21 protein-coding genes are annotated in these 20,953 nt (G+C 67.5%); 11 read left to right on the top strand and 10 right to left on the bottom strand.

What is annotated here, in order from left to right:
- Nucleotides 1–195: 195 nt before the first annotated feature.
- On the bottom strand, nucleotides 196–1,032 hold the full coding sequence (locus C7411_RS12580) for an IclR family transcriptional regulator (RefSeq protein ID WP_110384611.1): 837 nt from the start codon (nucleotides 1,030–1,032) through the stop codon (nucleotides 196–198).
- A 622-nt stretch (nucleotides 1,033–1,654) separates the two neighbouring features.
- Between C7411_RS12580 and C7411_RS12575 the strand changes: the two genes are divergently transcribed.
- Both C7411_RS12575 and C7411_RS12570 read left to right on the top strand, forming a co-directional pair.
- Complete coding sequence (locus C7411_RS12575; RefSeq protein ID WP_110384610.1) at nucleotides 1,655–2,572, top strand: LysR family transcriptional regulator; 918 nt, start codon at nucleotides 1,655–1,657, stop codon at nucleotides 2,570–2,572.
- Between the two features lie 141 nt (nucleotides 2,573–2,713).
- Complete coding sequence (locus C7411_RS12570; RefSeq protein ID WP_110384609.1) at nucleotides 2,714–3,463, top strand: SDR family oxidoreductase; 750 nt, start codon at nucleotides 2,714–2,716, stop codon at nucleotides 3,461–3,463.
- An 80-nt stretch (nucleotides 3,464–3,543) separates the two neighbouring features.
- On the opposite strand, the gene C7411_RS12565 is transcribed toward C7411_RS12570, so the two are convergent.
- Nucleotides 3,544–4,746 carry an ammonium transporter gene (locus C7411_RS12565; protein ID WP_110384608.1) on the bottom strand — a complete coding sequence of 401 codons (1,203 nt, stop codon included), beginning with the start codon at nucleotides 4,744–4,746 and terminating at the stop codon, nucleotides 3,544–3,546.
- Between the two features lie 407 nt (nucleotides 4,747–5,153).
- On the opposite strand from C7411_RS12565, the gene C7411_RS12560 reads away from it, so the two are divergent.
- Nucleotides 5,154–6,833 (top strand): sensor histidine kinase, encoded by a 1,680-nt coding sequence (locus C7411_RS12560; RefSeq protein ID WP_110384607.1) that lies wholly within the window; start codon nucleotides 5,154–5,156, stop codon nucleotides 6,831–6,833.
- Between the two features lie 121 nt (nucleotides 6,834–6,954).
- Here C7411_RS12560 and C7411_RS12555 read toward each other — a convergent pair whose 3' ends face one another.
- Nucleotides 6,955–7,272: a hypothetical protein gene (locus C7411_RS12555; protein WP_133253651.1), complete on the bottom strand. Its 318-nt coding sequence runs from the start codon at nucleotides 7,270–7,272 to the stop codon at nucleotides 6,955–6,957.
- 145 nt (nucleotides 7,273–7,417) lie between these two features.
- Entirely contained in the window at nucleotides 7,418–7,999 is a 582-nt protein-coding gene (locus tag C7411_RS12550; RefSeq protein ID WP_028204790.1) for a DJ-1/PfpI family protein, read from the bottom strand.
- A 59-nt stretch (nucleotides 8,000–8,058) separates the two neighbouring features.
- Here C7411_RS12550 and C7411_RS12545 point away from each other — a divergent pair, with 59 nt between their 5' ends.
- From C7411_RS12545 to C7411_RS12525, 5 genes are all read left to right on the top strand, one after another.
- Nucleotides 8,059–8,595, top strand: a complete 537-nt coding sequence (locus tag C7411_RS12545) for a GNAT family N-acetyltransferase (RefSeq protein WP_110384605.1) — start codon at nucleotides 8,059–8,061, stop codon at nucleotides 8,593–8,595.
- Between the two features lie 2 nt (nucleotides 8,596–8,597).
- Entirely contained in the window at nucleotides 8,598–9,056 is a 459-nt protein-coding gene (locus C7411_RS12540) for a BCAL1086 family glycoprotein (protein ID WP_110384604.1), read from the top strand.
- A 124-nt stretch (nucleotides 9,057–9,180) separates the two neighbouring features.
- Nucleotides 9,181–9,636: an Rrf2 family transcriptional regulator gene (locus tag C7411_RS12535; RefSeq protein ID WP_110384655.1), complete on the top strand. Its 456-nt coding sequence runs from the start codon at nucleotides 9,181–9,183 to the stop codon at nucleotides 9,634–9,636.
- 105 nt (nucleotides 9,637–9,741) lie between these two features.
- Nucleotides 9,742–10,386, top strand: a complete 645-nt coding sequence (locus C7411_RS12530; RefSeq protein WP_110384603.1) for an NAD(P)-dependent oxidoreductase — start codon at nucleotides 9,742–9,744, stop codon at nucleotides 10,384–10,386.
- A 106-nt stretch (nucleotides 10,387–10,492) separates the two neighbouring features.
- A complete protein-coding gene (locus tag C7411_RS12525; protein WP_110384602.1) occupies nucleotides 10,493–13,027 on the top strand; it encodes a mechanosensitive ion channel family protein in 2,535 nt (844 codons plus the stop codon).
- 36 nt (nucleotides 13,028–13,063) lie between these two features.
- On the opposite strand, the gene C7411_RS12520 is transcribed toward C7411_RS12525, so the two are convergent.
- Nucleotides 13,064–13,552 (bottom strand): cysteine dioxygenase family protein, encoded by a 489-nt coding sequence (locus C7411_RS12520; protein WP_110384601.1) that lies wholly within the window; start codon nucleotides 13,550–13,552, stop codon nucleotides 13,064–13,066.
- 292 nt (nucleotides 13,553–13,844) lie between these two features.
- On the opposite strand from C7411_RS12520, the gene C7411_RS12510 reads away from it, so the two are divergent.
- Both C7411_RS12510 and C7411_RS12505 read left to right on the top strand, forming a co-directional pair.
- Nucleotides 13,845–14,306, top strand: a complete 462-nt coding sequence (locus C7411_RS12510) for an Lrp/AsnC family transcriptional regulator (protein ID WP_028204798.1) — start codon at nucleotides 13,845–13,847, stop codon at nucleotides 14,304–14,306.
- Between the two features lie 91 nt (nucleotides 14,307–14,397).
- Nucleotides 14,398–14,592, top strand: a complete 195-nt coding sequence (locus C7411_RS12505; RefSeq protein WP_110384599.1) for a hypothetical protein — start codon at nucleotides 14,398–14,400, stop codon at nucleotides 14,590–14,592.
- A 20-nt stretch (nucleotides 14,593–14,612) separates the two neighbouring features.
- Here the strand turns inward: C7411_RS12505 and C7411_RS12500 are convergent, their stop codons facing one another.
- The gene (locus tag C7411_RS12500; protein ID WP_110384598.1) at nucleotides 14,613–17,141 is read right to left on the bottom strand and encodes an FUSC family protein; all 2,529 of its coding nucleotides are present in this window, start codon (nucleotides 17,139–17,141) and stop codon (nucleotides 14,613–14,615) included.
- 132 nt (nucleotides 17,142–17,273) lie between these two features.
- Nucleotides 17,274–17,945, bottom strand: coding sequence for a VC0807 family protein (locus C7411_RS12495; RefSeq protein WP_243413131.1), 672 nt, complete (start codon nucleotides 17,943–17,945; stop codon nucleotides 17,274–17,276).
- A 222-nt stretch (nucleotides 17,946–18,167) separates the two neighbouring features.
- On the opposite strand from C7411_RS12495, the gene arfB reads away from it, so the two are divergent.
- Nucleotides 18,168–18,572, top strand: coding sequence for an alternative ribosome rescue aminoacyl-tRNA hydrolase ArfB (gene arfB, locus C7411_RS12490; RefSeq protein WP_110384597.1), 405 nt, complete (start codon nucleotides 18,168–18,170; stop codon nucleotides 18,570–18,572).
- A gap of 41 nt (nucleotides 18,573–18,613) precedes the next feature.
- Here arfB and C7411_RS12485 read toward each other — a convergent pair whose 3' ends face one another.
- The 3 genes from C7411_RS12485 to C7411_RS12475 all read right to left on the bottom strand — a co-directional run bounded on the left by C7411_RS12485 (nucleotide 18,614) and on the right by C7411_RS12475 (nucleotide 20,914).
- A complete protein-coding gene (locus tag C7411_RS12485; protein WP_110384596.1) occupies nucleotides 18,614–19,918 on the bottom strand; it encodes an EAL domain-containing protein in 1,305 nt (434 codons plus the stop codon).
- 260 nt (nucleotides 19,919–20,178) lie between these two features.
- On the bottom strand, nucleotides 20,179–20,439 hold the full coding sequence (locus tag C7411_RS12480) for a hypothetical protein (protein ID WP_028212153.1): 261 nt from the start codon (nucleotides 20,437–20,439) through the stop codon (nucleotides 20,179–20,181).
- 247 nt (nucleotides 20,440–20,686) lie between these two features.
- Complete coding sequence (locus C7411_RS12475; RefSeq protein ID WP_110384595.1) at nucleotides 20,687–20,914, bottom strand: hypothetical protein; 228 nt, start codon at nucleotides 20,912–20,914, stop codon at nucleotides 20,687–20,689.
- Nucleotides 20,915–20,953: the final 39 nt, after the last annotated feature.

Here is a 20,953-nt window from a genome sequence, read left to right as displayed (position 1 = left end):
TGCGTTCACGGGCTTGGACGGCGGCCGGCGGCTGGCTGGCGTGACGGGCGAAGGGCGGCGGCGCGGCTGGCCCCTGCCGCCAAAAAGCATGATGCTACGTTGCCCGCTTCGTTACAGTCCAGTGCCGTTTCTTTCGAGACGTTACGAGCGTTACACCCTTCGTGAGTTTCCTGTAAGGCGCAGGCGCTCGCGTTGTCAGGTCGCGTGGGGCAGGCGCAGGGCGCCGCCAATCTCGTCGACGATGCGCGCGACGCATTCGCGCAGCAGCGGTACGACGTGGCTGACGAGCCACTCGCGCGGGCACTGCTGCGCCGCGCCGCCGCAGTTGATGGCGTAGATCTCGCCGTTGGGACCCGCGAATGCCGTGGCGATGGCGTTGAGCCCCTCGTACCATTCGCCGATCGCGAGCCCGTAGCCGTGGGCGGCGGTCTCGGCGAGCGCGGCGTCGAGCCGGCTGCCGAAGACGCCCCAGTCGTTGCCGGTCGAGGTCTGCAGCGCGGCGGTGAGTTCGGCGCGCGCGTGCGGGTCGAGTGCGGCGAGGTAGGCGCGCCCGACGGCAGTGCGGCCCATGTCGATGCGAGAGCCGAGCTCGAGGCGCGTGACGAGCACGGCGGTGCGCGGGCGGATCGCGTCGATCACGACCATGTCCAGACGGTCGCGCACGGCGAGGTGCACCGAGAGCGCGGTGCGCTCGGCCAGCCGCGTGAGAAAAGGCCGCGCCCGGCTGCGGATGTCGGCGTTGCGCAGGAAGCCGTTGGACAGCTCCAGCACCGACGACGTGAGCACGAAGCGCTCGCTGTCGGGCAGCCGGGCGAGAAAGCCCGTGCTCACGAGCGTGCCCGTGAGGCGCGAAAGCGTGGGCTTGGGAATGCCCGTCAGTTCGGTCAGTTCGCGGTTGCTGAGCGGCGCGTCGGCGGCCGCGACGCAGCGCAGGACGGCAAGGCCGCGCGCGAGCGCCGTTACTTCGTCGGCGCCGCCGTCTTTATCTCGCGGAGTGTCGTCGGGATGGCGCGAATCGGGTGCGGAAGTCATTGGCGGGACAATTTTCCGAAACAGGATTTCAGATTTGAGATTTCGCGCGGGGCGTTACAAAGTCAGCGCAGGCGCGCCGCGCGATACGATCGTTTGCGTTCGATCAACGCAACGCGCCCTAAATTCGTGTGCAAATTATCAGATGATTGTAATGGATGCCAGATGCTCGACGATTGGCGTATTTTGGCGAGATTTTGCTTGACTTAGTTAGCATGTAGGTAAAAAATGGAACCCGATTTCGGTAATCCGCCCAACCCCGCAAAAATTGCGGGGTTTTAATGCGTCTCGCGCTATGCAATTCGCATAATTGCGTGTCGTTTTCCGATGGCGCGGCGCAGCCGAATACCGTCTCTCAGGTTCTAGCACGGCCCTCGGAATGGCTAGAACTTTTCAAGGCGCCGCGTGCAAACGTGGCGCCTTTTTTTCCGCCCGGCTGCATACGGGCAAACCCGCGATCGGCGGTCGATCAGGCGAGTTCGCCACTAAAGCGCTCCCGCAACTCACGTTGGGCACTTGCCTGTCGGGACGTCGACCGTTAGCCCTCAAGACGGCGACACATAGCCGGACTCACGCCCCGTTTCTGCCATACCATCGCCTGATCACCCGTTCGATGGAGTCGCACATGCTCTCCGAAGAGGAACTGGCGTTGCTCGATGCCATCCGCGAAACCGGCAGCCTGTCGCGCGCGGCGGCACGTCTGAACAAGGCGCCTTCCACGATTTCCCATGCCGCGCGGCAACTCGAGGCGCGCTTCGACGCGCTCCTCTTCGACCGCCGGCGCTACCGGCTGCAGCTCACCCCAGCCGGGCATCTGCTCGCGGAGGAGGCGAGCCGCCTGATGCAGGACGTCGCGCGCATGACGCAGCGCGTGCGGCAGGTCGCGAACGGCTGGGAAGACCGCTTGTGGATCGTTACCGACGAGATTCTCGAGTTCGAACTGCTGATGCCGGTGATCCGCGACTTCGATGCGCTGAAGTCCGGCGTGAGACTGCGGTTCACACACGAAGTACTCTCCGGCACCTGGGAGGCCCTTCGCGACGGCCGCGCCGATCTGGTCGTCGGCGCGACCAACGAGCCGCCCGCCATCGACGGCCTGCACTGGTTCGAACTGGGCGTGATGGAGTGGGTGTTCGCGGTGGCGCCGCGCCACCGGCTCGCGCGCGAGAAGGGGCCGCTCACCCGCGAGCGTATGCTCGCCGAGCGCGGCGTGGCGGTTGGCGATTCGGCGCGGCTCGCGCCGGGCCGCGGCTACGGGCTGCTCGGCGCGCAAGAGGTGCTGGCGGTGCCGTCGATGCGCGCCAAGATCCTCGCGCAGCGCGAGGGCCTGGGCGTGGGCTGGGTGCCGCGGCAGCGCGCGGCGAAGCTGATCGAGCGCGGCGAACTGATCGAGAAGGCCACGGCGAACCCGCGCGAGCCGAACGTGCTGTATGTCGCGTGGCGCGGCGAACACGCGGGGCGCGCCCTGCAGTGGTGGATCGACAGGCTGCGCGAGCCGCGTCTTGCCAGGCGCCTCGTCGAGGGGATCGAGGTCACGGGCTGAAGCCGGCTGCCCGCAGGCATGGCACAGACGTTCGATAGCTTCGAACGTTTGCGCCAGGATTGTCGTACGGCAGGCAGCGCGCCGCCCGGCAATATGGCATCACAGTCTCAGATCGAGACTATCCCCTTCAAGGAGAACGTCATGAACCGCTTTGCCAGCAAAACTGTCCTCGTCACCGGCGGAACCAGCGGCATCGGCCTCGCTGCCGCGCTTGCCTACGCCGCCGAAGGCGCGCACGTCATCGTCACTGGCCGCGATGAAGCCGGCCTCGAAGCCGCGCGCCTCGCGCTCGGCACGAACGCTCACGCCTGGCGCAACGACGCCGCCTCGCTCACCGGCGCACGCGAACTGGCAGCCGCGGTGCGCGACGCGGGCCTGCGCCTCGATGCGGTGTTCATCAACGCGGGTGTGGCGAAGCTCGCGCCGTTCGAGCAAGTGGACGAAGCGCTCTGGGACGTCACCTTCGACACCAACGTGAAGGGCGCGTATTTCCAGATTCAGGCACTCCTGCCGGTGCTCAATGACGGCGCGGCCATCGTGCTCAACGGCTCGATCAACGCGCATATCGGTATGCCCACTTCGTCGGTGTATGCGGCGAGCAAGGCGGCGCTGATCTCGTTCGCGAAGACGCTGTCGGCCGAACTGCTGCCGCGCGGCATTCGTGTGAACGTGGTGAGCCCCGGCCCCGTGAAGACGCCGCTCTACAACAAGTTCGGCATGGACGCCGCCGCGCTCGCGGCGGCCGAGGAATCGATTCGTGCGCTGGTGCCGCTCAAGCGCTTTGCGACGGTGGAGGAGATCGCCTCCACGGTGCTGCATCTGAGCGCAGCCGAATCGGCTTTCATGGTCGGCACCGAGGTGATTGTCGCCGGCGGCATGGGCCAGCTTTGAGGCGCCGTTAGCGATGCGTACGGCGTGCGGGCGGCAGGGCGCCGCCCGCATGGTCGCCGCATGATCGTATTGCGCGCCAGTCAGGAAACCGTTTCGCGTTCCGGTGTGGCCGTGATCTTGTGGATCGACAGGTCGGTGCCGTTGAATTCCTGTTCGCGATCGATGCGCAGCCCAACGAGCTTGCGCAGCAGGCCGTACACCACGAGGCCGCCAAGGAAGGCGATCACGATGCCGGCAAGCGTGCCGACGATCTGCGCGCCGAGCGAGACGCCGCCGAGCCCGCCGAGCCAGCGCTGGCCAAAGACACCCGCGGCGATGCCGCCCCACGCGCCGCACAGGCCGTGCAGCGGCCACACGCCGAGCACGTCGTCGATGCGCCAGCGGTTCTGCACGCAGGTGAACATATAGACGAACAGCGCGCCGGCAACCGCCCCCGTCACGAGCGCGCCGAGCGGATGCATGATGTCCGAGCCCGCGCACACGGCCACGAGACCCGCGAGCGGCCCGTTATACGTGAAGCCCGGATCGTTGCGGCCCGCGAACCACGCGGCGAGCGTGCCGCCCACCATCGCCATGAGCGAGTTGACGGCGACGAGACCGCTGATCTTGTCGATGGTTTGCGCGCTCATCACGTTAAAGCCGAACCAGCCCACCGCGAGCACCCATGCGCCGAGTGCGAGAAACGGGATGTTCGAGGGCGGATGCGCGGCGATGCGGCCGTCGCGCGTGTAGCGGCCGTGGCGCGGCCCGAGCAGCAGCACGGCCGGCAGCGCGATCCAGCCGCCGAACGCGTGGACGACCACCGAGCCCGCGAAGTCATGGAACGGCATGCCGAACACGTGTGTCATCGCATCCTCGAAACCGAGGCGGTTGTTCCACACCAACCCCTCGAAAAACGGGTAGAGGAAGCCGACGATCACGAAGGTCGCGAACAGCTGCGGATTGAACTTCGAGCGCTCGGCAATGCCGCCCGACACGATGGCCGGGATGGCCGCCGCGAAGGTGAGCAGGAAGAAGAAGCGCACGAGCGCGTAGCCGTTGTGCTCGGCGAGCACGTCGGCGTGCGAGAAGAACTGCACGCCGTAGGCGAGCGTATAGCCAATGAAGAAGTAGGCGATCGTCGAAATCGAAAAATCGACGAGGATCTTCACGAGCGCATTGACCTGGTTCTTCTTGCGTACGGTGCCCAGTTCGAGAAACGCGAAACCCGCGTGCATGGCGAGCACCATGGCGGCGCCCAGCAGCAGGAATAGCGTGTCGGTGCCGGTTTTGAGGTTGTCCATCTGGCGTACCCAGTTTGCCCAAAATGGGCGCATAGACAGCAAGATGTGGGCCAGCTTCAGCGCCAAACTGGTGAATTCACGGCCGCAACAGGCGTCAAGCCGGTGCGGACGTGCACCGACGCGGGAAAATGGCAGGTGTCATATTGCCCGTGCGGGTGCGGATAACTGGGGCGTATGCACCATATTCCGGCACAAACTCGGCGCTTGCGCGCAAAGGTGGGGAAATCGCGCGCCATAACAGGGCGTTTGATTCGTTTTTCCTTTCCGGATCATTAAATTGTCGGCAAATCGAAAATATCTCGCGTTTTCGCGAGGGATACACTTCGGGCGCACATGGGGCGCAAACGCCGACATAATGGCCGGATTGCCACCTCATGCGCGTCCGGTTGTCCGGTACCCGCCACGCAATGCGCCTCACGACCAAAGGGCTTCTGCTGATCGCGATTCCCGCTGTATTCGAGCTGAGCTTGCTGTCGGCCATCGTGAAGGCGGAGGCCGACGCCGCCGCCGCGGAGCGCTGGGGCCAGCGTGGCCAGGCCGTGCTGGCGCAGGCGTCACGGGTGCTCGAACCGGTGCTGGTCGAGTCGGTCAAGCTGCGCGGTGCGGTGGCGGCCAACGACACGGGCTACTCCACACCGGTTTCGATGTGGATGGACGTGGACCGCCGCATCGACCGGCTCGTCGATCTCGTCTCCGATAATCCCGCGCAGATCGAGCGCGCCGTGCAGATTCGCCACGCCGTGCAGAACTATCGCCAATGGTCGGACCGCGTGCAGGATCTCTTGCGCTCGGGCCGCCGAGCCGACCTCGCCGAGCGCTTTCGCGCGCTCATGGCCGCCGACGTGCTCGACCGCGTGCGCGCGCAGATCGTCTCGTTCCAGACCGAAGAGCGCCGCCTCGACGTGTTGCGGGTATCCGCCGCCGAAGCGGCGCGCGCCCAGCAGCAGACCCTCGTGATGACAGCAGTGCTCGGCTCGATCGCGCTGGTCGCGCTTGCCGTCTGGGTCTTTACGCGCGGCGTGCGCGGGCGGCTCGATGCGCTTTCCGACAACGCGAACCGGCTGGCCGCAAACGAACCCCTCGCACCGCTCACGGCGGGCAACGACGAAATCGCCGAACTCGACCTCACGCTGCATCAGATCAGCCAGAGGCTGATCGAAGCCGAGCGGATGCGTCTCGGTTTTCAAGCCGACCTCGCGCGGCGCGCGGACCAACTGGCGCGCATCAACGAAAACCTGCGTCAGCAGACTCAGGAAAACGAGATGTTCATCCACGGCGTGTCACACGATCTGCGCGCGCCGCTCGTGAACCTGCAGGGCTTCTCGCGCGAGCTCAATCACGCGTGCGACGACTTGCGCGAGCGCATCGCGAATTCTTCGCTTTCACCGCAGGTGCGCGAGCGCATCGAGCGCACTATCAACGAAGATATCGGCGAGGCGCTGCGCTATCTGCAAACGGCCGTGCTGCGCGCATCGCACATCATCGACGCGCTGCTGCGGCTCGCGCGCGTGGGGCGCGTGGAGTACCGGCGGCAGCGCGTGAGCGTGCAGGAGCTCGTGCAGCGCGTGGTCGACGCAATGCACGCCTCGATCCGCGCACGCGGCGCCCAAGTCAGCGTGCAAACGCTGTCCGACGTATGGGGCGATCCGACAGCGCTGGAGCAGGTGTTTGCAAACCTGATCGGCAACGCGCTCAACTATCTCGATCCGGCGCGCGACGGGCGCGTCGAGATCGGCACGGCGCATGCGCCGCCGGGCGTGGAATCGCTGCAGATTTTCTACGTGCGCGACAACGGGCTCGGCATCCCCGAGGTGGGCCTGCCGCGGCTCTTTCAGGCGTTCCAGCGCATGCACGGCAATGTGGCGTCGGGCGAGGGCATCGGGCTCGCGCTCGTGCGCCGCGTGGTGGAGCGCCACGGTGGGCGCGTCTGGGTGGAGTCGGCGGAAGGCGAGGGGACGACGTTCTATCTGTCGCTGCCCGACGCGCTTGCGGTCGCGCCGCCGTTGCCCGGCGACGCCGAGCAGATCATCAGCGCGCTCGAGCGCGCGGAGCGTTCGGAAGCGTCGCCCAGTGGCCTTGCCGGATAGGGTGCGAGCGATGACTCGGGTGGCGCGAACGCGAAGGGCGGCGTGCGAAGCGAATTGCGGACGGCACCGGCAACGGCGTTACGACCCCCGGCAGGCGCTTAGACACGCCAGACAGGCGCGCTCAGCGCGTGCCAAAGATGCGGCGGGGCTTGAAGAGGCGGCTCGCGCGAAATGTCCAGACGGCGCCCACGCCGGCAAGCGCCAGCGTAATGGCCAGCATGGCGTGATGACTGATGGCGATGCCGAACGGCAAGACGAAGCTGCGCACGAGCACGAGCAGTGCTGCCCACAGCGCAAGCGCCCCCTGCAGGAGCAGACGCGTGCCGTGCACGTGGCGCACCCGGTCGGTCAGGCTGCCTTTGCGGCCGCCGCGCCTGCAAAAAAAGAGGATCGCCGCCAGGGCGATCGCGAGTACCACTAGCCAGCTCGTTAGATCCACGACACGCACTCCGTACTCCACGGCAACCGGCGGCTATTCTGGCCGGCGAGGCGAAGCGGCGATATCGGACCAGTCCGAATTGGCGGCGCTCGCACGCCGCACCCCGTGCAAGGCAGGTGCGACGCGGGCGTCGATCAGCGCTCGCTCACGGCTCGATGCGCGTACCGAGGAGCGCGAGGAACTGGCGCAGCCATTCGGGATGAGCGGGCCACGCCGGCGCGGTGACGAAGGGAGCGTCCGTCACGGCGCTGTCGATGGCGATGTCGGCGTATTCGCCACCCGCGAGCCGTACCTCGGGCGCGCAGGCCGGATAGGCCGAAATGCGCTTGCCGCGGATCACCTCGGCCGCGGCGAGCAGCTGGGCCGCATGGCAGATCGCCGCGATGGGCTTGTTCGCCTGGGCGAAGTGACGCACCATCTCGATGACCTTCGGGTCGAGGCGCAGGTATTCGGGCGCGCGTCCCCCCGCAATGGCGAGCGCGTCGTAGCTGGCGGCGTCGATTTCGTCGAAAGTCGCGTTGAGCGCGAACTGGTGCCCCGGCTTTTCGGTGTAGGTCTGGTCGCCCTCGAAGTCGTGGATGGCGGTCTTCACGCGCTCGCCAGCCTTCTTGCCCGGGCACACCGCGTCGACGCGGTGGCCGACGGCCTGCAGCGCCTGGAACGGCACCATCGTTTCATAGTCTTCGGCAAAATCGCCGGTGAGGAACAGAATCTTCTTGACGGCCATCGTGGGTCTCCGGAGGTGGACTGTGGAACAGATCGTGCACGTGGGCAGTCTACCCCATCATGTTTGACGATTTCGCAAAGCACGGCGTCGCGGGCGACGCACTGCAAACCGTCGGCTGGAGGCGCTACGTGCCGGGCCGCGATGCGAGTGCGCTGGCCGCCTTGTTCCGCGCGTCCGTGACCACGCTCGCGGCCTCGCGCTACGACGCAGCGCAGCGCAGCGCGTGGGCTGCGGCCGCCGACGATCTCGCGGACTTCGACGCGCGCCTTGCGCGCGGCGTCACGCTCGTGGCGCACCATGACGGCGCGGCAGCGGCGTTCGGGCAGCTCTTTCCGCTCGATCACGTCGAGATGCTTTACGTCGCGCCGGCGTGGTCGCGCCGCGGCCTCGCGACGGCGTTGCTGGCGCGGCTCGAAGCGCTCGCGCGCGAGGCGCGCTCGACGGTATTGAGCGCCGATGCGAGCGCGGTGTCGCGGCCGGTTTTCGAGCGTGCGGGCTTTTCGCTCATTTCGTCAGAATCGGTGTTGCGTGACGGCGTATCATTGCCGCGTTTTCATCTGTGCAAGCCGCTTCATGCGGCGAATTTTTCAGGATGACCATGTATTCGAAGGTTTCGACGCAAAGGCTGACACTTGCCTCCTTGCTCGCGTGTGCGGCGTTCGCCGCCGGCTGTAACAAGCACGACGCTTCCGCGCCCGATCTGGGCAAGCAGTCCGCCGACGCCGTGAAGCAGGCCACGCAGGACGCCGCCAACCAGGCGGCGCAGCAGGCGGCGCAAACGCTCGGCAAGGCCGCGAGTTTCGTGAACCAGCAACTCGGCGCCGCGCAGCAGAAGCTCGATTCGGCGGCCTCGCAAGGTCAGCAGGCGAGCGCATCCACAGCCGAACTGGCTTCGGCGGCGCAGGGCCAGTTGCGCGGCGCGGCAAGCACGGCGCAAGCCTTGCTCGGCCAGGCCGCCGCGGCCACCGGCACCGGTTTGACGAACGCGGGGCACTCGCTGCAACGCTGGGCGAGCAACGCCGCCGCGTCGGCGCCGGCATCGGATGCCTCGAAATAAGGCCGCAGCCATGCGCGCCGGGTTGAACGGTTGACGCCGGGAATTAATGTAATTATGATGGTTACACTTATTGGCGCACGTGGTTCCGTCCGTTCGCGCGCCGCTCAGCAGTGGCAGGTTCGCCGTGAATACGAGTAGCCGTTTCGCGTTTGCCGTTCACGTGCTCGCGCTGCTGGCGCAGCAGGAGGGCGTGCCGCTTTCGTCGGAGATCATCGCGGGCAGCGTGAACACGAATCCCGCGCTGATTCGCCGGCTCCTGTCGATGCTTGCCGGCGCAGGCCTCACGACGTCGCAACTGGGCGCGGGCGGCGGCGCGCTGCTGGCGCGCGAGCCGCATGCGATCACGCTGCTCGACGTCTACCACGCGGTCGACGACGCACAGCTGTTCGCCATGCATCGCGAGGAGCCGAATCCGGCCTGCCTCGTCGGGCGTCATATCCAGCAGACGCTGCGCGGCGTGATCGACGACGCACAGCGCGCCATGGAGGCGTCGCTCGCCGCCCGCACGCTCGCGGACGTCGTCGACGACATGGCGCGCAGCGAGCGCAAGCTCGAACGCGCGCGGGCGCGGCGAGCCTGAACGGAAGGCGCGCTGCCGAAATCATCAGCGGGGCATTGCCCCGTTTTTTCACCCCCTAAATGTAACTTTGTTAGTTACATAAATACGGAAAACAGGAGTCAGTTCATGAGCAAGACGCTGAAAATCGCCCTCTTTGGCGCAACGGGCATGGTCGGCTCGCGCATTGCCGCCGAAGCGGCGCGCCGCGGCCACGAGGTGAGCGCACTGGTGCGCCAGCCCGAGCGGGTGGCGGCCGCGCCGAACATCCACGCGGCGAAGGCCGACCTGCTCGACGCGGCGAGCGTCGCCGCCGCGGTGCGCGGGCACGACGTGGTGGCGAGCGCCTACGCGCCGCCCAAGGATCAGCTCGGCGATCTGCTGGTCGCGAGCCGCGCGCTCGTGGAAGGCGTGCGCGCCGCGGGGCTCAAGCGTCTCGTGGTGGTGGGCGGCGCCGGGTCGCTGGAGGTCGCGCCCGGCAAGCAGCTCGTCGATACCGAAGGCTTCCCCGACGCCTACAAGGCGATCGCGCTCGCCCACCGCGAGGCGTACGACTACTACCGTACGGTCACCGACATCGACTGGACCTTCTTCGCGCCGGCCGCGATCATCGCTCCCGGCGAGCGCAAGGGCACGTTCCGCACAGGCGCCAATACGCTGATCGCCGACGCGAAGGGCGAGAGCCGCATTTCGGCCGAGGACTATGCGATCGCCTTCGTCGACGAGCTGGAGCAGGGCCGCTTCATTCGTCAGATCGCAACGGTGGCCTACTGAGGCGCGAAGCGGCGCGTCCAGCGCGCTGACAAACTGTTACGTACGCGCGCGGCGCGGGGGGGCGGAGTGCGGCTAAACTGGATCGTCCTGTTTTTGCCCCTCCGCCATGAATTCCAGCATCGGACGCGATGGCGCGGGCGCCGGACCGTCGCGCATGCGCTTCGGTGCGGCGGATCGTGCACTTCTTTCGCGCGCCGCGCCGGCGCGCGGGTGTGTTCGCGCGCTTTTTCGTGCGCTCGTTCATGCGCTCATGCTCCCCGCATGCCTTGCGGTGTGCTTCGCCATGCCGCTGCAGGCCGCCGCGCAAGCCGCGCCGGCGCCCGTGCTGCCCGTCCTCAAGAGCATCATCACCGGGGCACCGGCGGCTGCCTCGGGGGCATCGGCGGCCGAGGCAGCCTCGGCGCCGTCAGCGGCGAGCCAGGCTGAATTCACGCGCTCGCTCGACAGCGTCATCAATACGCTCGACAACGAACGCCAGCGCACCGCGCTCCTGAATCAGCTCAAGAAGCTGCGCAGCGCGTCGCAAAACGTGGCGCCCGCGCCCGCTTCGGGCGCGGCGGCGAACTCAGGGCTGCTGGGCGCGATCGCGTCGGGGCTCGCCTCGGTCGAGGCCGACGCGCGCCGCGGCCGCAGTCCGTTTCACTACTGGGCGGGGCGCTTCAGGGCCGCGGGCATCGAGCTTTACGACATCGCCTCGGGCGGGGAAGGCGAAAGCCCCGGCCGCATCGTGTTCGACCTGTTCGCCATGCTGGCCGGCTGGGGCGCGTGCGCTGCGGTGCTGCGCTGGATCGAGCGGCGGCTGCTCAGGCGATTCGATGTCGAGACCGGCCTGCGGCCCGATCCGCGCACCATCGATCTGCTGATTTTCGTCGTGCATCGCGCGGCGCCGTGGATCGTGGCGTTCATCGGCGCGCTCGTGGTCGAGCGCTCGCTGCCGGACGCGCTCGGGCGCACGCTCGCCCTCGTGATCGCGTACGCGATCGTCGCAGGCGCGGTGTTCTCGTCGATCTGCCTGATCATGTTTTCGCTGTTCGGCTCGGGGCACCGGCGCGCGGCCGTGCGCCTGCTGATCGCGCACTCGCGCCGGCTGCTCTTTGCGATCGGCGTGCTGGCCGCGCTCGGCGACGCCGCCACCAATTTCGAAGTCGCGCGCCAGTTGGGCGCGAATCTGGCCGCACTGGTGAGCACCGCCGCGAACATGGCGGCTGCGGTGCTGACGGCCGTGTTCGCCATCGGCTTCAGGCGACCCGTCGCGCATTTGATCCGCAACCGCAGCTATTCGCTGCGCCACGGCCACAAGGCGCTCACCGAAGTCTTCGACGTGCTCGCCTCGCTCTGGCAACTGCCGATGCTGCTGCTCGCCGGCGCATCGATCGTCGCCACGTTCGGCGGCATCGGCAGCCGCGACGACGTGCTGCAGATTTCCGTGGTCTCTGCCCTCCTGCTCGTGCTCGCGTTCTTCCTCTCGGCGGTCGTGCTGCGCATCACGCGCCCGAACCCCGCGCGCGTGCGACGGCGCTCGCCGTATCTGCGGCGCCTGTTGCGCTTTGCCGGCACGCTGCTCGTGGTGTTCATCTGGTTCGCGTATTTCGAGTCGTGCGCGCGCCTCTGGGACATCTCGCTCGCCGCGATCGTCGAGGCGAGCGTGGCCGCGCGCGGCATCGCGCACGCCATTTTCGCGATCGTGTCGACAGTGTTTCTCGCGTGGCTCGTCTGGATCACGGTCGACACCGCGATCCTCGAAGCGCTCAATCCGAGCGGTCCGCGCGCCAAGGGCCGCGCGCCCAGCACGCGCGCGCGCACCATGCTGCCGCTCGTGCGCAATGCGGTGCTCGTCACGATCCTGACCATCACCGGCATCGTCACCGCGGCGAACCTCGGCATCAACGTCACGCCGCTGCTCGCCGGCGCGGGCGTGATCGGTCTTGCCATCGGCTTTGGCGCCCAGTCGCTCGTGGCCGACCTCATCACGGGTCTTTTCATCATCATCGAGGAGACGATTTCGGTGGGCGACTGGATCGACATCGACAACGGCCATGCGGGCACGGTCGAGCATCTGTCGATCCGCACCGTGCGTCTGCGCGACGGGCAGGGCGCGATCCACGCCATTCCGTTCTCGCAAATCAAGATCGTGAAGAACCTCTCGCGCGACTTCGCGTTTGCGGTGTTCGAAGTGCGCGTGCCGTTCTCGGTCGATCTCGATACGGTTACGCGCATGATTCGCGAGACCGGCGCGGAACTCGTGGCCGACTTCCGCTATCGCCGCGAGATACTCGGGCCCGTGGAAGTGTGGGGGCTCGACCGGTTCGACCCGAACTGGATGGTCGTGAAAGGGCAGATCAAGACGCGGCCGCTGCAGCAGTGGAGCGTGGCGCGTGCGTTCAATGCGCGCCTGAAGCGCCACATGGACGAGGCCGGCATCGAGATGCCGGTGCCGCAGATGCAGGTGCACATGTCCTCGCGCGGCGGCGATGCCGAAGAGCCGCATGGCGCGGCGGACGGCCATCCGCATCCGTCTGGCGTGCACGCGGGCAGCGGCGTTGCGCGCGATGCCTCACACGAACCGCGGCCCGCGCCGCCGCCGACGGCGGGCCCCGAGGGCGCGCCGCCGCAGATTCCCACGGCGGGCAGCCGCGGCTGAAGGTCTGCGCCGGCGCAGATCCTTCCGGATCCGCTTTCAATTCACCCTGCTGGAGATCGTCCTCTGGCGCCCCGGTTGCGCGAAAGCTCTTTCCTGCACCAGCGGCAACACGTCGTTCACCCGCGTGGCGATGTGCCCGGCAGCGACGCCGTAGACATGCAGCGAGACTGCCCGCGCGTCGCTGCCGTTCGAAAGCCTGTGAATGCTGGCGCGCCCAGGCCCGCCGAACGACACCGCGCCGCTCGCGCGCGGATGCGAGCGGACCACTTCGGCGCCCTGTTGGGCGTCGTCCCACGCGTAGAGCGTTTCGGTCAGGGCGCCTTCGAGCACGGCGTAGCCGCACCAGGTGTGATGCGCATGGATCGGACTCGCGTGGCCCGGCTGCCAGACGAGCGCCGCGACCGTGTAGCGGCCGCGGCTGTCGGCCGCGATGACATGACGCCGGTACGTCTGGCCGCAGCCCTCGCGCTGCGCGCGCGTAACGAGCGCCGGGTCGGCGAGCGCGCGCGTGAGCGCCGCGCGCATGCCGCGCGCATGCCGCGCGCGAAGCGTGCGCAGCGCGACGGGTCGCCGGGCGTCGAGCAGACATCGAAGGCGGCGTCGAGCGCGGCGGTGAGGCGCGCGACGGCGGCAGCGTGCTGCTGCGCAGTGTGGAAGGCGCTCAGCAGGGCGAGTTCGGCAGGGGCATTCATGGCGTGTTCTTCTTCCGGTTTCTACAAGAAGATTTATAGCCGTCAACGCCTGGAAAAGGTTTTCCTATTTTTTCTCCGTTTGCCCGTCGTGTAGAATAAATTTCTACGCTTCGGGGAGTACGGAAATGGATCTCATCGACAGAAAGCTGGTTGAGCTGCTGCAGCAAGACGCGACCATGCCGGTGGCGGAATTGGCGCAGCGCGTCAATCTTTCGCAAACGCCATGCTGGAAGCGCGTCCAGCGCCTGAAGGAAACGGGCGTGATCCGCGCGCAGGTCGCGCTGTGCGACCCGCGCAAGCTCGGCGTGGGGACAACGGTGTTCGTCGCCGTGCGCACGAACCAGCACACCGAGGCATGGGCGCAGACCTTCACGCGCGCCGTGCAGGAGATTCCCGAGATCGTCGAGGCGTATCGCATGAGCGGCGAGACCGACTACCTGCTGCGCATCGTGGTCTCCGATATCGACGATTTCGACCGCGTCTACAAGCAGCTCATTCGCGCCGTGCCGCTGTTCGACGTCAGTTCGAGCTTCGCGATGGAGCAGCTCAAGTATTCGACGGCGCTGCCCGTGCGCAGCGGGACGTAGTGGCCCTCGTGACGCAAGCCGTCTGCAAGGCATGGCGGCGTAGAATGCCCGTTCCTGTCATCCAATTCCGATTCGAGGCTGGGCACGACCGATGAACGAACCGCGCAAGAAGGACCCCACGGTTGGCGTTGCCGTGCTCATCGTGGCGGTGGTGGTGTTCGTGATCGGCACCGTGCTGTTCAACGCGCTGAAAAGCAAGCGCGAGTACGACGAGACCGTGGGCGCCGGCGTGGCGCATGCATCCGCGAGCACGGCGGCCTCGCAGGCCAGCGGCTCGACGCAGTGACGCGCCGGGTCTTCGCCTTCCTATTCCTCCGGTAGCCGGATGATGCTCGCGTCCCGGCGAATCAGCCAGGAGGCCGTGATCATCTGCTTGCACTGGTGTGCGAGCAGCTTGAGTTCCTGGGGCAGTTCCGCGGCGGGGCCGAGCGCGCGCTCGGCTTGCACCACCATCGCATCGAGTTCGCGCGTGAGCTGCTTCGTGATGTCGGTCTGATCGGCGGGCGCAGGCGTGCCCGCTTCGGCGGCGACGAGGTTCTCGCGCACGCACGAAAGCGCGCGCTGGAGCGCATCGAGCTTGACTTCCGGCTGGTCGGGCCGCGCCGTGCTGCGCAGGAGCGGGGCCGTGGCCGTGATCTGCGAGGCGAGCACGTGGCTGCGCACGAGCAGGTCGTTGAGCTCGGGTACGAACTTCTGGGCAGCCTTCGGTTCGAGCATCATGCGCTGGAACGCCTGGCCGAGATTGGCAAACGCCACGTGCACGTTCTTGCGCGCGAGCCGGTAGCGGAAGTCGCGCGCGAGCGAGGGCGCTGCCGCGGCTGCGCCCGCCGCGGCCTGCGCGGTTTGCGCAGCGGCTTTCGTGCCCACGGCCGCCACGGGCGAGCCGGGAGCGCCGGCTGTGGGCGAGTCGTCGAGGGTCGCCGCCGCGGCGACTGGTTCGTCGATGATGCTCGCCGCGTTCGCCGAAGCACTCGCCATGGCGCTCACGCTGCCGGGCACCGGATTCGCCACGCCGCCCGCATCGGCTGCGAGCGTCGCCGCCGGCGCTGCATGGGCGGCCACGCGTGCGCCGGCCTCGCTCGCCGCGGCCCCCGCGAACGCCGGCTGCGGCGCGCTCGCGCGCCCGCTCCACCACCAGCTCGCCTCGAGATAGCTGCGCGTCGCGGCGATCATGTCGTGCACGAGCTTGCCCATCAGGCGGTATTCCCAGTACGGGAACAGATGGCTCGCGCCGATGGCGATCATGCAGCCCACCACCGTGTCGATCGCGCGCTCGCCGATGATGCGCATGCTGCCCGGCGCGAGCAGATGAAACATCAGGAGTACATAGGCCGACGTGAACACCACGCTTGCCGTGTAGTTGAAGAGCAGGAGGCTGTAGCTCATTACCATCGCCGCGAACATCGAGACGAGCAGCACGAGCGGCTGTTTCACGAGCAGGATCAACGCAATGCTCGCAAGACAGCCGATCAGCGTGCCGACGATACGCTGCGCGTTGCGCTGGCGCGTGAGCGAGTAGCCCGGCTTCAGGATGATGATGCTCGTCATCACGATCCAGTAGGCGTTGGTGAGCGGCAGAAGCCGCCCGAGCCAGAAGCCCACGGCCACGGCGATCGTCACGCGCAGCGCGTGACGAAAGCTCGGCGAGGCCATCGTGAGATTCGAGAAGATCTGCAGCCAGGACACGCGGCGGTTCGTGACGAACCGTGTGAGCGCCTCGTCGATGCGCAGCTCGGTTTCGGTGGTCGGCACTTCGCTCGCGAGGCTGCGGCGCATGCGGTCGATCAGGCGTGTCGCGCTCCAGATACGCCGGAACGACGCCGAGATCGCCGCGTAGGCCTCCGGGTCGGTCGAGGCCAGGTCGCGCTTTTTCAGCTGTTCGAGCTCGTATTCGATGGCGCGCAACTCGGCCTTCACGTTCACGCTCGCGCGCGGCGCCTCGTTTTGCAGCACCGCGAGGCCGATGTCTTCGAGATCGGCGGCGGCCTTGCGGATCAGGTCGCGGTAGAACACGAGCAGGTCGGAGCCGCCGAAGGTGTTGCGCACGAGCGGATAGTCGGTGTGTGCGCCCACGAACAGCTCATGCAGATCGACCGTGTTGATGAACAGGTTGAAGTGCATCGCGCGCCGCGCATCGATCTTGCCGGCCCTGAGCCTGGGCAGGTTGCGCAGCACGATGTCGCGCGCCGCGTCCTGGCGCTCGACGGCGGCGATCTGCTTCGCGACGAGGTTGCGATAGCACTCGTCGAGATCGTTGTCGAGATCGAAGAACTGGGCGCGCGCGAGCAGATAGTCGGCGCAGGCGAACACACTCTCGGCGAGCGCCTGCTGCTCGATGCGATCGAGCATGAGCTGGCTGATCGAGGTCGACCACGCCGTGTACCAGAGGCCGCCTAGCAGGATCCACAGCGCATTGACGAGGGCGAGGTGCGGCGTGAAATGCTCCTCGAGCGTCATCACCATCATGAAGAGGGTGGCGAAGCTGATCTGCGGCCAGCGGTTGCCGTAGACCACGATCAGCGAGAGCACGAAGGTGAGCGGCACCACGGTGGCCCATAGCGCGATGGGACTGAAGGTGGCGAGGCCCGTGGCGTAAGCGGAGAGAAAGCCGATCACGCTGCACGCGAGCATTTCGTTGCGCTTGTACTTGAGCGGCCCTGGCATGTCGACCACGCAGGCGCCGAGCGCGCCTGTCGAGATGGTGAAGCCCAGGTCGCTCTTGTCGAAGACGAACAGGCACAGGACAGCCGGAAGCGAGATGCCGATCGCGATGCGCAGGCCGCCGTAAAAGTACTGGCTATAGAGGAATTTCCTGATTTCTACTGAGTAGCGCATCGACTGCCGGGAAGTTCGAGAGCGGACGGAACGCCGCGGACTGTGGCGCTGAGTCTAACGTATTTCGGGCGCGATCTGACCGCCGATGCGTGCCGTAGCGTGCCGAATCGGGCCGAAGGCGGCGCCGGCGTCTCAGTCCACGCTGAGCGTGCTCGCATTCGTTGCGGCGGCCGCGTCGCCGAGCAGGCCGTGCGTGCCGTGAATGCGCCGCATGCGCGTGCGATACCAGAAGGTCCAGGCCATCAGGCCGCCGAACACGCCGTATCCGATGATCGGCGAGACGACGAGAAAGCGCTCGATCGGCCAGGTGGCGGCCAGATACGTGCGCAGCGCGGAATCGAGACACAGCCCGAAGCCCCAGATGAACGTGAGCAGCCGCATGGCCGCCGCGAAGCTCGCGTTTTCCTGCCAGAGCTGTTCGAGCCGCGTGACACCCTCGCGAGTCTCGCGCGCGACCGTCGCTCGCGTGAGATAGAACACGAGCGGGCGCTTCGCGAGAAGCGAGATCAGGAACGCGGCGCCGATCGCGCCGGAGGCAAGGCTTTCGCGCATCAACAGCACGCGCGGGCTGCCGCCGAACGCCACGGCGACGAGCGAGAGCACGATGCCGAGCAGAATGACGGCGGAGAGCGCATCCACGCGCCGAAAGCGCACCAGCTCGACGATGCTCCAGGCAAGCGGCGGCGCGGCCGAGGCAACGAGGCCGCCGACTTCGCCCCAGTGCGGCTCGGCGAGACGGTAGGCGACCCAGGGAAGCAGCAGGTTGACCGCCAGTTCGGCTACGAATGCAGGACGCAACTTCATGGGATGCGTGCTCCTGAGGGTTCGCCCAAGGGAATGTCGCCAGTATGGTTCATGCCCCGCGCGCCGGCAAACTGGCTGCGCAGCCGGCCGACGGCGTGGCGGCTTATTGCATGTCCGCGGCGGACCGGCTCATCGGTTGCGCCAGCCCTGTAGTGCGTGGCGCGCCTGTGTCAAGCGGGCTGCGCTGTGCGACACTGCCGCGTCCTCTCCTTCCATTTGCCCATGACCGCACGCGCGCCCATTCCGTTGCAGGAAATCGAACTCGTCGCCGTTCGCGCGCAGGGCGCGGGCGGCCAGAACGTGAACAAGGTGTCGAGCGCGATTCATCTGCGTTTCGACATCCGCGCCTCGTCGTTGCCCGAGGTGCTCAAGATGCGTCTGCTCGCGCTCGCCGACCGTCGGATTACGAACGAGGGCGTCGTGGTGATCAAGTCGCAGGAATACCGCACCCAGGAGCAGAACCGGGTGGCCGCGCTTGCGCGCCTCGAGGAACTGGTCGACAGCGTGAGCGTAACGCGCAAGGCGCGCGTGGCGACGCGGCCCACGCGCGCCTCGAAGCTGCGCCGGCTCGACAGCAAGGCGCGCACCGGTGCGCTGAAGGCGGGGCGGCGGCGCGTGTCCGAATAGCGAAAAGGACCGCGCGGCGCATTGCCAGTCTGCCGCGCGCATCAACCCGGTCCGCGCCGCGGGCGCTCGCGCGGCCCGTGCTCGGGCGGAAAGTCCGCGCAGAGCACGTGCGTCGCGCCGCCGTAGTCGAGCGCGATGGCCGCTGTGTAGCAGAGCTCGCCGTCGTTAAGCGAGTAGTGCGGGCCCATCACCGCGACCCGGCCGGGCGCGGCGAGCGCACGCCGGAAGTACTCGCGGCGCGACCAGTTGCTGTCGGTGTCGGGATAGAAAGGCGCGAGGCGCGCGGGCGGCCCGGCGCCGGGCATGGCAATCGAAGGCTCGTGCTGCGCGCCGTGCTCATCCGCGGTGAAGACGCGCTGCGCGTGGCTGGCGCCGTCGCGGAAAATCGCTTCGGCGGCTGCTTCGAGCGTTCCGCCGCCCGTGAGCACGCGCGCGCCGCACAGCATGGCGTGCGAGAGCGCGCCGAAATTGACCTGCTCGATGATCTCGGCGCTGCGCTGAAAGTCGGCGAAACGCCGCCACATCGACTGCGCGAGCGCGTTTGCGGCGGCACCGGCCTCACGTACCGAAGCTTGCGGCTCGCCGAACCAGAAGCCCTGCACGAGATCGACATCGGCATGCATCAGCACCATGAGCTGCGGCTCGGTCTCGACGCCTTCAGCGAGCACCATCGTGCCGGCGTGATGAAGGATCGAGACGAGTTCCGAGATGAAGCCCACATGACTTTCGCCGTTGGCCGCGCGCGTGACGAGCGAGCGGTCGAGCTTGACGATGTCGGGCCGGTAGCGCCAGACGCGATCGAAATTGGAGAAACCCGCGCCGAAGTCGTCGAGCGCGACAAGGAAGTCGCGCTCGCCGGCGGGCGGCCTTTCGTCGACGAACGAACTGTACTCGTCGCCGCCGCGCTGCTCGAGGACCTCGATCACCACGCGTTCGTGCGGGAAGTCGAAGTGGCCGCACAGACCGTCGATGGCGGCCTGCGCGAGGTCGGCGGCGCGCGCGCTGCGCGGCAGCGTGTTCAGGAAAATCCAGCCGGTCTCCACGCCTTGCTCGACGAAATTTGCGAGGTGCAGGCAGCGGGCCAGTTCATCGAGCTGCTGGGCCTCGGCGCCTTCCGCCGTTGCGAACAGATCCGCCGGGCCGATGGCGTGGCCCGACCCGTCGGTGACGCGCAGCAACGCCTCATAGCCGACCACGCGCTGATGCGTGATCGAGAGCACGGGCTGGAATGCGCTGTCGAGCGCGCAACCATGCCATTGCGCGCTCCAGCCGGCGGCGCGCGGCTGGAGTTGGGCGAGCGGGCTGGCGGCGGCAGTCGCCTTTGCGTTCGGCGGATCGTTCGGCATGGCTCGGGACGCGCGGCGGCGCACGGTTCATGGGCGTTTGAGTCCGCAGGCCCGCGCCCGACGGCGGTAGCCGGCGGCCTGTCACCCGGTGTAAGGACTGTCGGGAAATACCGCGCGCACGAGCCGTGCCTGGCGCGGCGACGCGCGATCCGGGCCGATGGGGGATGGCGCGAGTCGAAGCAGGGGGAGTGCGGGGGCGAGTGCGCCCGCGTGGGGTGCGAGCGCCTCGGGTGCCGCCTGCTGGCGGCCGGGTATGCCGCTCAGTGCGCGGTGTTGGGCACGTCGAGAATCAGGATGATGGTCCAGTCCGCGTCGCCTTCGTGATGATATTGACGCTCCGCCACGATGAACGGCTGCTGCTTGCCGGCCGGCCCGAGGAACAGTACGTCGCCCTCCATCGGCAGGCATTCGATGGGGGGCAGCGCGAGATACGCGTCCTGGTTGCCGCCGCGCGGCATCAGCTTTTCGATCTTGCGTGAGGCCGCTTCGGTCCATTCGATGTCGAGCTGGATGTTGCTCATTGTGTTTCTCCGCGCGTGGCGCGCACAAAAGGTTGGGTCTACGCCGACCGGGGCGTTTTCGAGGTGCGCGACTTTAGCATACCGCGCCCGCCTGCCCTCGCGCAGGCAGTGCGCACGAGGCCACGCGCGCGGCAGGGCGACGCGGCGAACAAAAAAGCCGATGACGGCAAGACCGGCATCGGCTTCATTCCCGGGAAGGCGCTGCCCGCGTGCGCTGGGCTGCGCGCAGCCAGGCCATCGCCCGCTCTTACTGGGCAGGGGCCTTCTTGTGATGGGGATGCCCCGCCTTGTGATGCATCATGGGCGCCGGCGCGGGCGCGGCTTCCTGTTGCTGCTGCAGGGCCTGCGCGCGTTGCAGGACGTCGTCGGCCTTGGCCGGGTCGGTGCTCATCGTGATGCCGTTATCCGACTGCGCATGCGCAGCGCCCGCCAATGCGGAAAGTGAAATCAGGACTGCGAGGGACACTTTTTTCATCTCTACCTCCGAAGGAGCGGTTTATGGACCCAGCCGGTA

This window comes from Paraburkholderia silvatlantica (assembly GCF_003096715.1).
Taxonomy (GTDB): domain Bacteria; phylum Pseudomonadota; class Gammaproteobacteria; order Burkholderiales; family Burkholderiaceae; genus Paraburkholderia; species Paraburkholderia silvatlantica.
Note: the sequence above shows the minus strand (reverse complement) of the source record. Positions and strands in the feature narration are given on the sequence as shown.

What these genes read in the sequence shown, in the direction of transcription:
- C7411_RS12570 (WP_110384609.1), top strand. Translation starts at nt 2,714, where the DNA reads ATGAACCGCTTTGCCAGCAAAACTGTCCTCGTCACCGGCGGAACCAGC.
- C7411_RS12580 (WP_110384611.1), bottom strand. Translation starts at nt 1,032, where the DNA reads ATGACTTCCGCACCCGATTCGCGCCATCCCGACGACACTCCGCGAGAT.
- C7411_RS12560 (WP_110384607.1), top strand. Translation starts at nt 5,154, where the DNA reads ATGCGCCTCACGACCAAAGGGCTTCTGCTGATCGCGATTCCCGCTGTA.
- C7411_RS12485 (WP_110384596.1), bottom strand. Translation starts at nt 19,918, where the DNA reads ATGCCGAACGATCCGCCGAACGCAAAGGCGACTGCCGCCGCCAGCCCG.
- C7411_RS12510 (WP_028204798.1), top strand. Translation starts at nt 13,845, where the DNA reads ATGGATCTCATCGACAGAAAGCTGGTTGAGCTGCTGCAGCAAGACGCG.
- C7411_RS12480 (WP_028212153.1), bottom strand. Translation starts at nt 20,439, where the DNA reads ATGAGCAACATCCAGCTCGACATCGAATGGACCGAAGCGGCCTCACGC.
- C7411_RS12520 (WP_110384601.1), bottom strand. Translation starts at nt 13,552, where the DNA reads ATGCGCGCGGCGCTCACGCGCGCGCTCGCCGACCCGGCGCTCGTTACG.
- C7411_RS12500 (WP_110384598.1), bottom strand. Translation starts at nt 17,141, where the DNA reads ATGCGCTACTCAGTAGAAATCAGGAAATTCCTCTATAGCCAGTACTTT.
- C7411_RS12530 (WP_110384603.1), top strand. Translation starts at nt 9,742, where the DNA reads ATGAGCAAGACGCTGAAAATCGCCCTCTTTGGCGCAACGGGCATGGTC.
- C7411_RS12495 (WP_243413131.1), bottom strand. Translation starts at nt 17,945, where the DNA reads ATGAAGTTGCGTCCTGCATTCGTAGCCGAACTGGCGGTCAACCTGCTG.
- C7411_RS12525 (WP_110384602.1), top strand. Translation starts at nt 10,493, where the DNA reads ATGAATTCCAGCATCGGACGCGATGGCGCGGGCGCCGGACCGTCGCGC.
- C7411_RS12565 (WP_110384608.1), bottom strand. Translation starts at nt 4,746, where the DNA reads ATGGACAACCTCAAAACCGGCACCGACACGCTATTCCTGCTGCTGGGC.
- C7411_RS12540 (WP_110384604.1), top strand. Translation starts at nt 8,598, where the DNA reads ATGTATTCGAAGGTTTCGACGCAAAGGCTGACACTTGCCTCCTTGCTC.
- C7411_RS12475 (WP_110384595.1), bottom strand. Translation starts at nt 20,914, where the DNA reads ATGAAAAAAGTGTCCCTCGCAGTCCTGATTTCACTTTCCGCATTGGCG.
- C7411_RS12575 (WP_110384610.1), top strand. Translation starts at nt 1,655, where the DNA reads ATGCTCTCCGAAGAGGAACTGGCGTTGCTCGATGCCATCCGCGAAACC.
- arfB (WP_110384597.1), top strand. Translation starts at nt 18,168, where the DNA reads ATGACCGCACGCGCGCCCATTCCGTTGCAGGAAATCGAACTCGTCGCC.
- C7411_RS12545 (WP_110384605.1), top strand. Translation starts at nt 8,059, where the DNA reads ATGTTTGACGATTTCGCAAAGCACGGCGTCGCGGGCGACGCACTGCAA.
- C7411_RS12550 (WP_028204790.1), bottom strand. Translation starts at nt 7,999, where the DNA reads ATGGCCGTCAAGAAGATTCTGTTCCTCACCGGCGATTTTGCCGAAGAC.
- C7411_RS12505 (WP_110384599.1), top strand. Translation starts at nt 14,398, where the DNA reads ATGAACGAACCGCGCAAGAAGGACCCCACGGTTGGCGTTGCCGTGCTC.